Genomic DNA, 15,986 nt, shown 5'->3' with positions numbered 1-15,986 from the left:
GAAAATGAATATTCTGATTATCGAGGATGAACCAGCATTGGCAGAATCTATGATCAAATACCTGAGTCAAGATGGGTACCATTGTGAATGGGTATCTACACTCAATGAGGCATTTGAAAAGATTCATTTGTATACATACGACTGTCTCTTGGTAGATATTACACTACCTGGAGGGAGTGGTATGGAGGTTGTCCAACGATTAAAAAAGAATAAATCTGAATCTGGTATCATTATTATTTCAGCTAAAAACTCTGTAGATGATAGGATAGAAGGGTTGGAAATAGGGGCAGATGACTACATTTCTAAGCCTTTTGATCTCTCTGAACTAAACGCTCGCATCAAATCTGTACTTAGGCGGCGTAATTTTAGTGGTCAGAATGAAATTGTATTTAAGGAGATTGCAATTTTACCAGCTGAGAGAAGTGTAAGTATAAATGGTCAGCCACTTAGTCTTACAAAAAAGGAATATGATTTATTGCTCTACTTTATTTCCAATCAAAATCGCGTGATTTCGAAGAGTTCTATCGCCGAACACCTTTGGGGAGACTATATGGATATGGCTGATTCTTACGACTTTATTTATGCACATCTGAAAAACCTAAGAAAAAAAATCATAGGTCTCGGAGGAGGTGATTATATTCAGACTGTATATGGTGTTGGTTATAAATTCACCCAGTTTTGAAGCTCTTATCTCTTACTAATCGGTACTATTTTTTTTCAATAGTCATTATTTTGTCCATAGGGGGAGTATTTGCCTATTACATTATCAAGAACATTGTCAACCATGAATTCAATGAAAAGCTGCTGGCTGACAAGGAACAATTCCTGTATGAATGGCATACTTATGAAGAAATCCAAGAGGTTTTTTATTTGAATGTAGGGGATAGGATTAGTATCAAAGAACTCCCACTTGATGTCATGCCTGAAATGAAAATGTCCGATACTTTGATGTGGGACAACTATGAAAAACGAATACTACCTTTTAGACAGCTTAGATTCTCAGATCAGCTCAATGGAAAGAACTATTTAATCTCTATTACCAAATCACTGCTACCAAGCGAGGACTTGATCACTGGAATTAGTGAGATCATTTTGCTACTCATGGTGAGCATCATAGTGACCTTATTGATAGTCAATCGCCAGATGTCAAAGAGAATATGGGCGCCTTTTTATGAGACGATTGCAAAACTCAAACATTTTAAAATTTCTTCTTCTCCTGAAGTGAGGTTCGAGAAGAATAAAATCTATGAATTTGAAGAACTGAATAATGAGATAAAAAAAATGCTAGATAAAAATTTGGCAGATTATCATAACCTAAAAGAGTTTACAGAAAACGCATCTCATGAAATTCAAACTCCTCTGGCCATCATCAAGTCAAAATCTGAGATACTACTGCAAGACGGAAATTTACCGGAAGATGACCTAGAAGAGGTAATCAAAATAAGCGATGCCGCCAACAGACTTTCTAAACTAAACACTGATCTTATCCTTTTAAGCCAAATGGACAACCAGCAGTTTGAAGACTTGGAATCTATTGACATAGTAGACTTTATTGAAGACAAACTTACTTATTTTGAAGAGCTGATTGACTTGAAAAATATAAGCTTAGAAAAACACTACAAGCACTTCCCACAACTCATGATGAATAGTTCGCTTGCGTTTTTGCTCATCAACAATCTTTTGAAAAATGCCATCAGACATAATGTGAATGGCGGCTATTTGAGCATTTCTGTTTTTGAAAATAAAATGATCTATGAAAACTCTGGTTTGCCCTCAGAAGTCAATCCAGAGTCACTTTTCCAGAGATTTAAGAAAGGTAATTCATCAAAAGACTCTTCTGGGCTAGGCTTGGCTCTTATCAAAAAAGTATGTGAAATACATCAGATGAAGGTGTCTTACGACGTTCATGAAACCAATCATAAGTTAGAAATTCAATTCTAGCCAGTAGTAGTCATACCCTTATTCTCATTATTCGTCTACCAAACTTTCCCAACTGATTGGTAGTCTACTGTGTCAAAATATTTAGAAATTTTTCCACCTTTTATCAAATTGTTGAATGTACTCATTAGACGGATTAATATTCTATAGAATTTATTCAGAATTCAAGGTTTCTTTTGAATTGATATTCAAAGATTCATCATAACTAATGAAGCAAATGGGAACATTTTCAGAAGCAAATGTTTTAAACAAATTAAAACATTATCTGCCTGCGCAAGCCCCTTTAAAAGATTTTGTACACCATAATACCTTACATGCCTTTCAACATTTACCTTTTGGGAAGGCGATTCGTATAGCCTCCAAAATATTTGGATATAAAGTTTCTCTAAATATTGAGGAGTATCGTTCTCTATTTGACCAAGAGCGAATTAATGTAGAAATTTTAAATAAAACCATTTGTAAAAAGTATGGAGAACTTAGTTTAGATACGTGGATCGAAAAACTGATCTACAAAGCATACGACTCTTCTATTTCTCAAAAAATAGGACTGCTTAGAGCCAATTGGAAAAAACAGTATCATCTGGATCTAGATACAATAGTTCATACAAACTTATTTAGAATATTAAATAGCTATTTGGATCAAGGTGTTGCCATTAGGAAATTCCCAACTGACGGTAATGGGTTATTACATTCAATTCGTGATATTGAAAAGCGTACCTTCATCAGTTTTTTTAAAACTCAACGAGCTCGAGATCTGATATTCACACCTGGTATATCCATTTCTGATTTGTTGAAAATTGTTGTAGGAGACGAAAGGTTTTATGAACAATATCTTTTTGATCAACAATTTGCACATCCAGGATGGTCTGGGTTAGTTTCTGTAATCGAATCACAACCGCTATCGCTCTTTGAGAGTAGAAAAATCACACTAAATGAATTGATCATCCTAGAATTGGTTCTTGAAATAGACAATTTGGATCACGTCTTAGGGAATAGATGGAAGCCAATAAGTGAAATGCCTGAAGTAAAACCATTGGATTTATTTGAGGAATCGAAATTTACCGAGCTTGACGAAGTTCTTTCTCTTTGGCAAGAGGCATTTGAATGGACATATTATGATGAGGTTCTCGCTGGAATAACGATTAATACTCCAAACAATACCCAATTGCATCAAACAAGCTTCCAAGCCTTTTTTTGTATCGATGATAGAGAATGCTCCATTCGTAGAAACATTGAATTATTGGATAATACGTGCCAAACGTTTGGAACACCTGGCCATTTTGCCGTTGATGCCTATTATCAGCCAAAGAATGCTAAGTTTTATACCAAAATTTGTCCTGCACCTATCACTCCAATTCACTTATTGAAAGAAGTGACAACAACTCGAAAAACCGAAGAGGAAATACATTTATCTAATTCTGATAGTTCCCTTTTTAAGGGGTGGCTAATTTCTCAAACCATAGGCTTTTGGTCAGCAATTAAATTACTGCTAAATATTTTCAAGCCAAGTATGAGTCCGGCCACTTCCTCATCTTTTTCGCACATGTATGAACAATCTGACTTGACCGTCAAAAACCGAAGTACAAAGCATGTTCAGGATGGCCTTCAAATAGGGTACACCGTAAATGAAATGGTGGACAGAGTAGAATCTGTTCTTAAGAGTACTGGTTTGATTGATAGTTTTGCTTCATTGGTTTATATAATTGGTCATGGAGCCAGTAGTACAAACAATACACATTACGCAGGTTATGATTGTGGAGCATGTTCTGGACGACCGGGTTCGGCAAATGCAAGAGCATTTTGCTATATGGCTAATCATCACGAAGTCCGTAGACGACTTGGAGAACGAGGTATCAAAATTCCGGAAGATACAGAGTTCTTAGGGGGATTGCATGATACTACCAGAGACGAGTTTACATTCTATGATGAAGAGCTATTATCTCCCGATAATCAATCTCTACATTTGGATAAAAAGTCTTTATTCAATAAAGCATTAAAGATTAATGCAAAAGAAAGGTCTCGACGATTTGCATCAATTGATAGCAGAAAAAGTGAAGAAAAGATTTATAAAGAAGTTCAAAAAAGATCTGTTTCACTTTTTGAACCCAGACCAGAACTCAATCATGCTACAAATGCGCTTTGCATTATTGGAAATAAGGAATTAAACCATCATCTATTTTTAGATAGAAGATCATTTCTCAACTCCTACAACTATAAAATCGATCCGAAAGGCCAGTTTCTTGCTGGTATATTGAATGCTGCTGCTCCAGTTTGTGGTGGAATCAATCTAGAATATTACTTCTCTCGAGTAGACAATCAAAGATTCGGTGCTGGATCCAAGTTGCCTCATAATGTCATGGGCTTAATTGGAGTGGCTAATGGTTTTGAAGGTGATTTGAGAACGGGTCTGCCTTTACAAATGGTGGAAGTCCATGATCCAATAAGGTTACTTATGATTATTGAACATTTCCCCGAAGTTGTTCTAAAGACAATAAAAGATAATCCTTCAACTTATGAATGGTTCGAAAATGAGTGGGTTGTACTATGTGTCATTCACCCCATAGAAAGAACAATACATCACTTTGTTAAAGGTGAATTCTCTTCCTATCTACCTATTACAACCAGTATTAGGAAAGTAGATTCATTGACGGATGTTTTTGAATCACAAGAGGAAAATCTTCCAATTTACCATATCGTCTAAGCCATGAATATCATTTTACCATTATTTATCATAATTCCATTTGTTGGATTTGTCTTAACCACTTTACCATTTGTGAAAAAGGAAAAGACGCTGTCATCCATTTCATTTGTGGCTATTGGAATTCAACATCTATTGACCATAGGGTTTACCATTTATTGGGTTCTGACTGGATGCAAACCAATTAACATAAAGGAAATCGTATTGTATCAATCATCGAATTATGAATTTTTCATTGATTTGTATTTTGATCGTCTTACCATGGTTTACCTATTGGTGGGTTCACTTTTAACCTTTTTGATTAAAAATTACAGCAGGGTTTACCTGCATCGAGAATCTGGATTTAAAAGATTTTTTAGTACCATTTTATTTTTCTACACAGGGTTTTGTGTGGTAATCTTATCCGGAAATTTTGAGACCTTTTTCATCGGATGGGAAATCGTAGGTATATCATCTTTTTTGCTAATTGCCTATTATCGAGATCGTTATTTACCAGTTAGAAATGCGTTCAAGGTATTTTCATTGTATCGATTAGGTGATGTTTGTGTGATATTAGCAATGTGGATGAGTCATCATTTGTGGCATCATAATGTAACATTCTTAGAAATTAATAACTTAGAATTAGTACACCATGCACAGGAAGGTCATGGTTTTATGGTTGTATTTATTTGTATAATGCTGATTGTTGCTGCTTCTGTAAAATCGGCACAGTTTCCATTTACTTCTTGGTTACCGCGAGCAATGGAGGGTCCGACGCCCTCGAGTGCAATCTTCTATGGATCGCTTTCTGTACATATTGGCGCTTTCTTGTTGCTTAGAACATTCCCATTTTGGGAAAGTCAACCGTTAGTTCGCATATTAGTTGGTTCTATTGGTGCTTTAACGAGCATTGTTGGCACATATTCAGCACAGGTTCAGTCTTCTGTAAAATCCCAAATAGCTTTTGGATCAGCCGCTCAAATAGGTCTCATTTTTATTGAAATTAGTTTAGGGCTGGAAGTACTTGCAATGATACATATTGCGAGTAATGCATTTTTAAGAACGTACCAGTTACTTGTATCTCCGTCGATAGTTACCTATCTGATTCGTGATCAATTGTATAAAAGTTTGCCTCATAGAAATGCAAACTCCAATGACTTATTAGCCAAAATAAGAAATTCAATTTATGTCTTAAGCATTAAGGAATGGAACATGGATACAAACATGTTTCATTTTCTTTGGCAACCAATCAAAAAAGCCGGAAAGCTCGTTCGCATTTTTAGTTACAGATGGATTCAATATTCATTGATAGTCATATATGGTCTTGGATGGTATTTATATAATAACCAAGATATTTTGAACGAAGGCTGGTTTTTGTATTTTCCAATCACATTTTCCATTATTGGATTAGCTACAGTAACACTGTCATTAATAGAACGACACAAAATATTGCTCACATGGATTCTTATTGTGAGCAATCACTTCTGGATAGCTCTTGCTGTTTCATATAATGAGCACTTTAGCATGTCTCATAATATAATTTACTTATCGGGAGTGTTCTTTTCTGGTATTCTTGGCGTTTGGATTTTGTATGCTATGAAAAAGAGCGAACCCGAACTCAGCTTAAATAGTTTTCAGGGGCACGTTCATGAATATCGAAACAAAGCATTGTTATTTCTTTTGGCGGTTCTTGGTCTAGCAGGTTTCCCAATTACTACAACCTTTCTTGGAGAGGATTTAATTTATAGTCACATCCATGAAGACCAGCTGGGTCTGACAGTGGTAATCTCAATTAGCTTAATTATTACCGGACTATCATTAATCAGAATGTACACCAGGATTTTCCTAGGTCCACACATCAAGACATACCGCGAAAAGGCCTATAGATCCTCATGATAATTCAAATTGAAATTAATTCCATGTTAGTTATAAAATTCGGATTTCATTCAGAATTGAACTTCAACTTACATTATCAAACAAGTGCAAATAATGAGAAAACTAGGTAAAAACTTAATAGGGACTCTTTTTTTATTATTAAGTACTGGATGGAGTTTTTCAAATGCTCAGGATAGCATAACAAATTCTACCAATATGCTTTGGTTCAATTTGAATGGAACTCATGAGCTGGGGTCCAAGCTTGATTTTAAATATGAGGTTCACTACAGAACAACTGAGCCTGGAACCCAAAAAGCTCAATTTTTGATCCGTCCTTATTTAAATTATAAATTCAATTCAGCCCTAAATTTTGCGGTGGGATACACACATTTGGAGAACTTTCCTTATGGTGAACAGCCAATACCAAATCGCACACCTGAAGATAACATTTGGCTTCAAGTTGTATTAGAACATAATTCTGGGACTTTTGAGTTTTCTCATCGATACAGATCTGAATTCCGCTGGGTAGGGTTAGAAGAAGGGGCATCAGAAGAAAGGAATCATGAGTTTTTCGAACGATTCAGATATAGGTTTACAATTTCCAAATCAGAGGTTTTTCAAAGGTTTGGGCTGAAATTTTTCAATGAAATCTGGCTCAACTATGGACATAATTCTAACCATTATGTATTCAATCAAAATTGGTTGTATATCGGCTCATTTCATCCTATTGGGAATCGAGGATCTCTGCACCTGGGATATCAATGGATGATATTGAACAAAGCAGATTCAATCCATAGAGAATCTAACCACATATTACAAATAGCTTTCAATTACAAAATAAATAAAAATGGAAAAAGAAAATAATATCCCAGCTTCAGGGTTAGCAGGCCTTAGAGCTCATTGGAAAGATGATATGCTTTCGGGTTTTATGGTTTCATTAATTGCTCTACCACTATGTTTGGGTATAGCTATTGCTTCTGGAGTACCACCAATGGCTGGTCTTACATCTGCAATAATTGGGGGTCTTTTTATGTCACGAATTACGGGCTCTCATATCACCATCAGTGGTCCAGCAGCTGGTTTGATTGTTGTCACGTTAGGTGCTGTTGAATCTTTAGGTGGTGGCGACCCATTGGCAGGGTATAAATATGCCTTAGCTGCCATTGTTGTTGCGGGTGCTATTCAGGCAATTTTGGGTTTACTTAAAGTAGGAAAACTTGGGGATTTTTTCCCATCAGCAGCAGTACATGGAATGTTGGCAGCTATTGGTGTCATCATTATAGTGAAACAGTTGTTCGTTGCTTTAGGGACTAAAGCGGAATCGGGTGGACATGGTTTGTTTGATGTAATGGCGCAAATACCAGATGCAGTTTTAAATATGAACCCTGAAATTGCACTTATTGCAATGACTAGCTTCTTCATTTTAGCTGTTCACCCTCACATTAAGCTAAAAATCATTCGGATGATTCCAGCTCCCATGTGGGTGCTAGTGTTTGCAATTCCATTTTCACACTTATTTGATTTATTTCATGAGCATAGTTATAACCTTGTAGGACATACCTATGAACTAGGACCAAAATACTTGGTGCATTTGCCGGATAAAATTTCTGAAGGTATTGTTTTTCCTGATTTTGGTTTGTCAATGACTGGTGCATTTTGGATAGCCGTTATTAGTATTTGTTTGGTATCGAGTATTGAATCATTACTGAGTGCAGCAGCTGTGGATACTTTAGATCCATATAAACGAAAATCAAATTTGGATAGAGATATGTCTGTCATGGGTGGTGGATCAGCCTTGTCAGGTTTTTTAGGTGGACTTCCTATGATCTCTGAAATTGTTAGGAGCTCTGCAAATATTGGTAATGGAGGCAAAACACAGTGGGCTAATTTCTTTCATGGAGGGTTTTTGCTGCTTTTTTTACTATTTGGAAAGCCAATTATTGAGCAAATTCCACTTGCTGCCTTGGCTGCCATGCTTATTCATGTTGGTTTCAGACTTGCTTCACCTGCTGAATTCAAACATGTTTGGGAGATTGGAAAATCTCAATTCCTCGTTTTTACAATTACGCTGGTAACTGTATTAGCAACTGATTTAATTATTGGTATAGCTACAGGGATTTTAACTCAATTGGTCATTCATGTCATTTACGGCGCACCTTTAAAATACTTATTTAGGAACAAGATCAATTATGATGAAAATGGGGATTCTGGTGTAATTAAACTTGAAGCAAGTGCCATATTTTCCAATTATCTGTCTGTGAAAACAGAAATTGAACGTCACGCGGATAAACAAAAACTGGTGATTGATTTTGATAAGGTTAACCTGTTAGATCACTCGTTTAGAGAGCACGTTCATGAACTCCAGACCGAATGGTCAGAATCTGGAAAAGAAATGAGTTTCGTTAATGATGAACATTTGGTATCAGTTTCCAATCACCCTTTGGCGGCTAAATTTTCGGTGAACCTTGAGCACCTTGGTATTGTCAAGTTCAATGAAAAACAAAATCGAATTCAGGAATATGCTGACTCAATTGGAATGGACTATTATCCAATTAAATCAATGTCTACTAATCAATATCAAGGATTTAGTTTCAATCTAAAAGGTAAAGTGAAATACACTGAGAATATGATTTCAGGATCAATTGATGGGCACTGGGTTGTCTACAATGAAGTTATTCTTGACACCTCTCTGGAGACCAAGTCGAATGACCTTAAAATTCCTACAGCATTGATCTATCTAGGTGTTGAAAGTCCAAAGTTTACTTTAGAAAAGGAGGGTTTCATTGACAAATTGAAAGCATATGCCGGTTATGACGACATAGACTTTGAAGATTATCCAAATTTCTCTGATAAATTTTTGTTAATGGGTGAAAATGAGGAAAGTATCAGGAAATTTTTCAAACCAGAACTCATAGAGCTGATCGAAAATTATCCTTACTATCATATCGAAAGTAAAGGGAACGTGATTTTGATCCACTCATTTAATAATAAAACTGGAGAACAAGAGATGAAAAATTTATTAGAACTAGTCAAGAATTTTATTGAAAAGTGTAGTTAATCATGGTTTAATTTGAGCAGAGAAGTAGCAATTTTACTTCTCTGCTATTCTTTTATCCAATTAGCTCTACTAATTATTCCTGTCTCAAAGAATCCACAGGGTTGCTCATAGAAGCCTTAATGGTTTGAAAGCTTATGGCCAGACTTCCAATAAATACTACAATAAAGGTAGATAGGATGTATATCCAAGGACTAATAGCGAGTCTGTCTGCAAAATTTTGTAACCAGTAATCCGTAGCAAAGTAGGCGAGAGGCCAGGATATTAGAGTTGATATTATAATCAGTTTTACTATTTCATTAGAAAGTAACTTGACCAATGTTCCTGTGCTAGCTCCTAAGACTTTTCTGATACCTATCTCTTTCTTTCTTATGGATGCTGTATAGGTGACTAATCCAATGAGACCTAGGCATGCGATAAAGATAGATAAACCTGCGAATACAACGAAAACCTGAGCAGTGGTCGATTCAGATCTATACAAATTGGCATAGTCATCTTCAAAAAAGAAGTATTGAAATGGTTTGTTGTAAGAATGATCAAACCAAGTGTTTTCTACGAATTGAATGGTTTCCCTGATATTGTGGGTATTACTCAACTTGACCATAGCATAACCTTCTTGATTGCCAAACATGATTCTAAGAAGGGCAGGCTGGATGGGCTTATGCAAGGATTCAATATGGTAATCTTTCACTACGCCTATAATGGTCAAATAACGAATATTACCTTGTCGGTCTTGATCGACAAACCGTTTTCCAATAGGCTCTTCATAACCAATCGTTTTAACTGCAGTTTCATTTAGTATTACGGCTGAAGAATCGGTGGGGAAGTCTTTAGAGAAGAATCGGCCTTGTACTAATTCTAATCCCATCAGCTCTGCATAACCAAAGCTGACCCTATTTTCATATAAAATGTACGGAGAATCTGGGTTCTCTTCAGTCTGATAAGCGTTGTTGTTGTACCTACTCTTTCCTGGGATCGAAATTGAATTGGATACACTTTTGATATTAGGATTCTTTAAAAGATCATTTTTGAAATTTTCTATGTTGTTTCTGAGTACGTCCGAGCGTCTAATGACCAGTGTTTGTTCTTTATCAAAACCTAGATTTTTACTGAGCATAAAATCGATTTGATTGTAAACCACCATGGTGCCGATTATTATGACAATAGCAGCGGTAAACTGGATGACCACCAGTATATTTCTCATCCAACCAGATTTGGCACCAGCGCTCATGGTTCCTTTCAGGACATGTACAGGCTGGAAGGCTGCTAAAACAAAAGAAGGGTAAAAACCTGCAAGTACACCTATTGCTGCGGCTAATCCAGCTAGTATGGCTACACTCCAAATGCTTGAAGTCAAAGAATAGGCAATTTCTTTCCCAATCAATTGGTTAAAACTTGGCGTCAATAAAAACACAATCAACGACGCAATAATGGTTGCCAATGCCGAGACCACGATCGATTCAAATATAAACTGAGCAACGAGCCTTTGCTTACTGGATCCCACGACTTTTCTGATACCTACTTCCTTGGCTCTTGAAGATGATTGGGCAGTAGCCAAATTCACAAAGTTGATGATGGCAATAAACAGGATGATAATGGCAATGAGTGAATAAATGTAGATATAAGATATGTTGCTGTTGGCTTGCATTTCTTCATCTACGTTAGAATAGAGATAAATATCTTCTAAAGGCATCAGATAATAGCCAAATGAATTGCCTGCACTTTCCCAAGCTTCCATGGTAGTACCTAAAAATTGCTCTACTTGTGGACCCACGTATTTATATACTAAATTTTGCATCTTTTCCTCGAATGCTTCTACGTCAGTATTTTCATGAAGCGTGATGTAGGTGTAGTGATTGTGACTGACCCATTGATTGTTGTTCCAAAATTTGTAGGTGCTCATAGAGCCCATCATATCAAATTGCATATGAGAATGATCAGGAACATCTGCCATTACGCCGGTGACTGTGTAAAAAATAGTATCCTGCTCCACAGTAAGCTTTTGACCCAATGGGTTTTCATCTCCAAAGTATTTTTTGGCGTATGATTCGGTCAACACAATTGATCTTGGATTGATCAAGGCTGTTTTCTCATCACCTGAAAGGAGTTTGAAATCGAATACATCAAAAAAAGTTGAGTCAGCGAAGAGCACACCGTCTTCATTAAATTTTTTGTTGCCACGACCAATAAACCAGGCACCACTTTCTTTGATTCTGGTTACTTTCTCTACTTCTGGATATTCGCTAAGTAATGCTTGTGCCATGGGCGAAGCAGTGGCCGCCATGTCCATGCCTTGTCCCATCATTTGACCTTGTACATGGACACGGTAAATGTTTTCTGATTGACTATGAAATTTGTCATAGCTCAATTCATTTAAGATATAAAGTGAAATAAAAATAAAACTTGCAATGCCAATCGCGAGTCCGCAAATATTGATCAGAAAATAGCTTTTATGCTTCAGTAAATTCCTGATGGCTGTGAGATAAAAATTTTTAAGCATGATATTGAGTTTTTGATTTGAGTTTTCTTAGTGCAACTTGCAGTCGTTGACTTTCAGTCAACAGATGCGGTTGCAAGCCTAAAGGTTGCAGGTTAGACGCAATAAATTGATAAAAATTACAAACTGAGCTAAAAAAATGTATACTGCCTCACTGAGCGAATTAAAAAAAGAACTCAAATTACTTCCTGATGAAGAGCTTTTGGCTGTGTGTTTAAGGTTGGCCAGGTATAAGAAGGATAATAAGGAACTGCTGCATTATTTACTGCTAGAGTCTGGAAATGAGGCCTTTTATATAGAACAGGTGAAAGAGGATATAATCGAGGCATTCTCTACCATTAATCCATCAAGCCTTTATTTGGCTAAAAAAACAGTTAGAAAAGCTTTAAGGTTGGCAACGAAACAGATTAGATTCTCTGGAAACAAACAAACAGAAGTCGAAATATTAATTTTCTTTTGTCAGAGTTTGATTGAATTAAACTTGCCACTGGAAAGGAGTAAGGTATTGTTAAATCTGATATTCAATCAAATCAAAAAGATAGAAAAGGCATTGTCTACTTTGCATGAAGACTTGCAATATGATTATAAAGACAGTTTGGACGCTATAAGGCAAACTTGTTCATAAAAAAAGACAACCCGATTGGACTGTCTCTTTACTCTACAAAACAAATAATGATATTTTAGTTGGCCGTGTAAGCCTGGTCATTCACATTCAAATTGAGCATGATACCTTTGCTGGCTCTCAGTGATTTTCCTTTTAAGATAATTGCTTTGTTAAAAGGTAATGCATCCTGTTCAGCACTAATTACCATGACACGATTGATCTTAGGATCTAATCCGTTCTCAAATGATACAGCTATTCCTTCAGGTAAAGTTGAATTAATCGATAGGTCAATTTTTGTCTTGCTATAAGATTTTGATCTATTGATCGTAACGAAATATTTTTTAGTTTCCCCTGGTTGCAAAGCAATGTTATTGTCTGATACTGATAGGGTAAATTCCTTTTTTGGAACTTCTTGCGCCACAGTAGCTAATGAGGATAAAAGAGCTACAGTAAGAATTAAAGCTAGTTTTTTCATGATTTAGATTTTTAGAACAAATTGGTTAAACGTTCGAATTATAATCAAAATAAAATCCCTTTCGGGAGCCATTTGCAAATCTAAACGAAGATTCGAACAAAAGGTTGTATTGTTCGAAAATAATTTTTCAATTCATTCTGATTCCGTCTAGGGCTAAACTCACTGCATATAGAATTTGCTCTCTGATATTCTTCCAATCTTCTTCGGTAGGGTAGCTGTGAAGAAACATGCTGAGCTGATCATACTGAATCGAGAATTTGATAAGAAATAGTGCTTCGGCTACTTTTTCTACTTCACACTCCTTGAAATCTCCGCTGTCTATCCCTTCGTTTATAGCCTCTACATAAAAACTAATACCGCCGCGATTGATTTTGTTAACAAAAGATCGATACAGATTACGAGTTTCAATTAATGCTTTTACGGGTATTTTATGCTCTATCACTACTTTTTCATAGTAATTAAGCGACTGGTTGATGTAGGCCAATATTTTGTCTGTAGGATTACTTTCTTTATTAGCTTCTGTCTCGAATTTTTTGAACTTCTCTTGCCAGTCATTTCTAAAAGAACACATGAACAAATCTTCCTTATTCTTGAAGTAATAATATAAGGAGGATTTACGCATACCTACAGCTTGAGAGATATCATCTACACTGGTTTTAGCATAACCTTGTCTATTGAAAAGCAACTTGGCTGCGTCTAATATTTGATCCTTTTTTGCCATGTATTAATAATACAATTTTTCTCGGTTAATTAAAAAGGGAATGCTTCTTCTGAAACATTCCCTTCACACAATCTTTATTTCGTTAAGAATGCATATTTCTTACCGTAGTCAAGCATTTGTTTGGTGAAGTCCATTGGGTAAGTCACATTTATATCTGTGATGTTTCCAGCTTCGTCCATCTCCGGTACTAATTCAGGGTTTATGAAACCACCATAAGGTGCACCTTTCAATTTAGCTGCTCTATCGAGTACTTCCTGATGTAGTCCGGCTTCCACTTTTACTCCATAACCTTCCACCAGAGCTTTTGCAGCTTCATAATCACCCTCAGACTTGATTCGTTGGGTTTCCTTTAATAAACGGCCAAAGATCACTCTCAATTTTTCGTAGTCGTTGACCACAAAATAGGTTTTCCCATCTTTTTGTTTTCTTTCGATCACGTTGTCAGCTTTACCTTGTTCAAAAGACCAAGCAGATACCCAAGCTCTATTTCTCATGTGAGCCTCTTCGATATCTTCTCCAGGAGTCAACCTTCTCAATTGAGTCATCATACCATTTCTGATATAGCCATCGTATTCTTCTTTGCCTACTTCTAAGCTTTCAATCAATCCCACTTCAACCAATTTAGGATCCATTAAAAAATATAGACCTACAAGATCTGCTCTACCTTCTTCAATCGTAGAAGCATAACTTTTCAAAGTTTCTTTCGGTGTACCTACTCCAGGGTTTAATCTTCCCGAAGCATGACCAATTACTTCATGCAAAGCGGTGTGCATTTTATCTCCAATTTCACCGTGATTTTTGGCTCTTTCCATTTCAGCTTCGTCATAAGCGAATTCAGCTAAGAAACCAGAAGTACCAGCTTTGTCGTAGGCGTCAATGATATTTCCTAGGCTCACAGATTTTGATCCATGCTTAGCTCTAATCCAGTTGGCATTTGGTAGATTCACACCAATAGGGGTAGAAGGAGAAGCGTCGCCAGACTCTCCAGCTACGTTTACAACTTTGTAACTTACACCAACTACGTTTTCCTTTTTATGGTCATCCATGATAGGGGAGTTGTCTTCAAACCATTGCGCATTTTCAGACAATACTTTCATTCTTTCAGAAGCTTCAAAATCATTGATCTGGATAATGGCTTCATACGAACCTCTGTATCCTTTTGGGTCATTGTAGACTTCGATGAAGCCTAAGATGTAATCTATATCACCTTTGATTGCGGCTGCCCAAACTACATTGTACTCATCCCAGGTTTTAAGAGAACCTGTTTTGAAATATTCTATCAACAATTCAAAACCTCTTTTTTGTTCTTCATTTTCTGCTACTGTAATCGCTTTTTCTATCCAACCGATCATCTCGTCTATTGCAGTACCATACATGCCGTTAGATTTCCAAACTTCTTCTTTCAGTTGTCCATTTTCATCTCTGATCATTTTGGAATTCAACCCATAAGAGATAGGCTCTTCTGAGTTTTTATCTGTGATCTGTGCATAGTATTCCTCCACTTCTTCAGCGGTAATGTCAGCGTCATAAAAATTGGTGGCTGACCCAATCATTAAACCCTTATCTGGATCTAGATTCACTTTTTTGCTATCAACAGATGGATCAAAAATCGCCATAATAGCTTCTTCTGATAGTGTAGTATTGGTCGCATCTAGGAGATTTTGAAAATAATCTTGATCGAAACCTGGTTCAATCTTAGACATTGAATAATGATGGTGAATGCCATTGGAGAACCAAACTCGTTTGGTATAGGTCATAAACTTATTCCATTCTTCACTGTCTTGATCACCGTCGTAACTGTTGATGATATTTTCTAAAGCCGTTCTGATGGCTAGGTTGTGTCGGTAGTTTTGATCCCAAATGATATCTCTACCTGACAAGCCTGCTTGCGTCAAATAATAAGCTAGTTTCTTCTGATTAAGCGTAAGTTTTTCAAATCCTGGGATTTGATACCTTATTATTTTTAAATCAGCGAATTGTTCCGTTTTCCAAACGAACTCCTCTTCAACTACTGGCTGCTCTACTTCATTAGTAGAAGGTGTACATGCCCAGGTGAAAAGAATTAAAAATGCATAATTGAACTGTTTTCTCATATCTTTAGGGGTGTGTTATTTAAACAATTTTGCAATATACGATTGATGTTT

The 15,986-nt window shown here is 36.3% G+C and carries 11 protein-coding genes; 7 read left to right on the top strand and 4 right to left on the bottom strand.

All coding sequences use genetic code 11. The annotated features are described in order from the left end of the window. Positions 1-4 precede the first annotated feature (4 nt). The 6 genes from ABJH98_RS08475 to ABJH98_RS08450 all read left to right on the top strand — a co-directional run bounded on the left by ABJH98_RS08475 (position 5) and on the right by ABJH98_RS08450 (position 9,548). On the top strand, positions 5-682 hold the full coding sequence (locus ABJH98_RS08475; protein ID WP_348307222.1) for a response regulator transcription factor: 678 nt from the start codon (positions 5-7) through the stop codon (positions 680-682). 50 nt (positions 683-732) lie between these two features. Then, complete coding sequence (locus tag ABJH98_RS08470; protein ID WP_348307221.1) at positions 733-1,941, top strand: HAMP domain-containing sensor histidine kinase; 1,209 nt, start codon at positions 733-735, stop codon at positions 1,939-1,941. A gap of 214 nt (positions 1,942-2,155) precedes the next feature. Next, positions 2,156-4,639 (top strand): DUF2309 domain-containing protein, encoded by a 2,484-nt coding sequence (locus ABJH98_RS08465; protein ID WP_348307220.1) that lies wholly within the window; start codon positions 2,156-2,158, stop codon positions 4,637-4,639. A 3-nt stretch (positions 4,640-4,642) separates the two neighbouring features. Further along, positions 4,643-6,511, top strand: a complete 1,869-nt coding sequence (locus ABJH98_RS08460) for a proton-conducting transporter membrane subunit (protein ID WP_348307219.1) — start codon at positions 4,643-4,645, stop codon at positions 6,509-6,511. A gap of 93 nt (positions 6,512-6,604) precedes the next feature. Next, positions 6,605-7,354, top strand: coding sequence for a DUF2490 domain-containing protein (locus ABJH98_RS08455; protein ID WP_348307218.1), 750 nt, complete (start codon positions 6,605-6,607; stop codon positions 7,352-7,354). After that, positions 7,338-9,548 carry a SulP family inorganic anion transporter gene (locus ABJH98_RS08450; protein ID WP_348307217.1) on the top strand — a complete coding sequence of 737 codons (2,211 nt, stop codon included), beginning with the start codon at positions 7,338-7,340 and terminating at the stop codon, positions 9,546-9,548. The genes ABJH98_RS08455 and ABJH98_RS08450 overlap by 17 nt, the downstream gene beginning before the upstream one ends. Before the next feature lie 73 nt (positions 9,549-9,621). Here the strand turns inward: ABJH98_RS08450 and ABJH98_RS08445 are convergent, their stop codons facing one another. Beyond that, a complete protein-coding gene (locus tag ABJH98_RS08445) occupies positions 9,622-12,045 on the bottom strand; it encodes an ABC transporter permease (RefSeq protein ID WP_348307216.1) in 2,424 nt (807 codons plus the stop codon). Positions 12,046-12,181: 136 nt separating this feature from the next. Here ABJH98_RS08445 and ABJH98_RS08440 point away from each other — a divergent pair, with 136 nt between their 5' ends. Next, positions 12,182-12,667, top strand: coding sequence for a hypothetical protein (locus ABJH98_RS08440; protein WP_348307215.1), 486 nt, complete (start codon positions 12,182-12,184; stop codon positions 12,665-12,667). A gap of 55 nt (positions 12,668-12,722) precedes the next feature. Here ABJH98_RS08440 and ABJH98_RS08435 read toward each other — a convergent pair whose 3' ends face one another. The 3 genes from ABJH98_RS08435 to ABJH98_RS08425 form a co-directional block, all read right to left on the bottom strand. Continuing rightward, complete coding sequence (locus ABJH98_RS08435) at positions 12,723-13,121, bottom strand: hypothetical protein (protein WP_348307214.1); 399 nt, start codon at positions 13,119-13,121, stop codon at positions 12,723-12,725. Between the two features lie 127 nt (positions 13,122-13,248). Further along, positions 13,249-13,842 (bottom strand): TetR/AcrR family transcriptional regulator, encoded by a 594-nt coding sequence (locus tag ABJH98_RS08430; RefSeq protein ID WP_348307213.1) that lies wholly within the window; start codon positions 13,840-13,842, stop codon positions 13,249-13,251. A gap of 74 nt (positions 13,843-13,916) precedes the next feature. Continuing rightward, entirely contained in the window at positions 13,917-15,935 is a 2,019-nt protein-coding gene (locus ABJH98_RS08425; protein WP_348307212.1) for a dihydrofolate reductase, read from the bottom strand. Between the last annotated feature and the right edge of the window lie 51 nt (positions 15,936-15,986).

This window comes from Reichenbachiella sp. (assembly GCF_039969095.1).
Taxonomy (GTDB): Bacteria; Bacteroidota; Bacteroidia; order Cytophagales; family Cyclobacteriaceae; genus Reichenbachiella.
The sequence above is the reverse complement of the archived record's forward strand: the minus strand, read 5'-3'. Positions and strand labels throughout refer to the sequence as shown.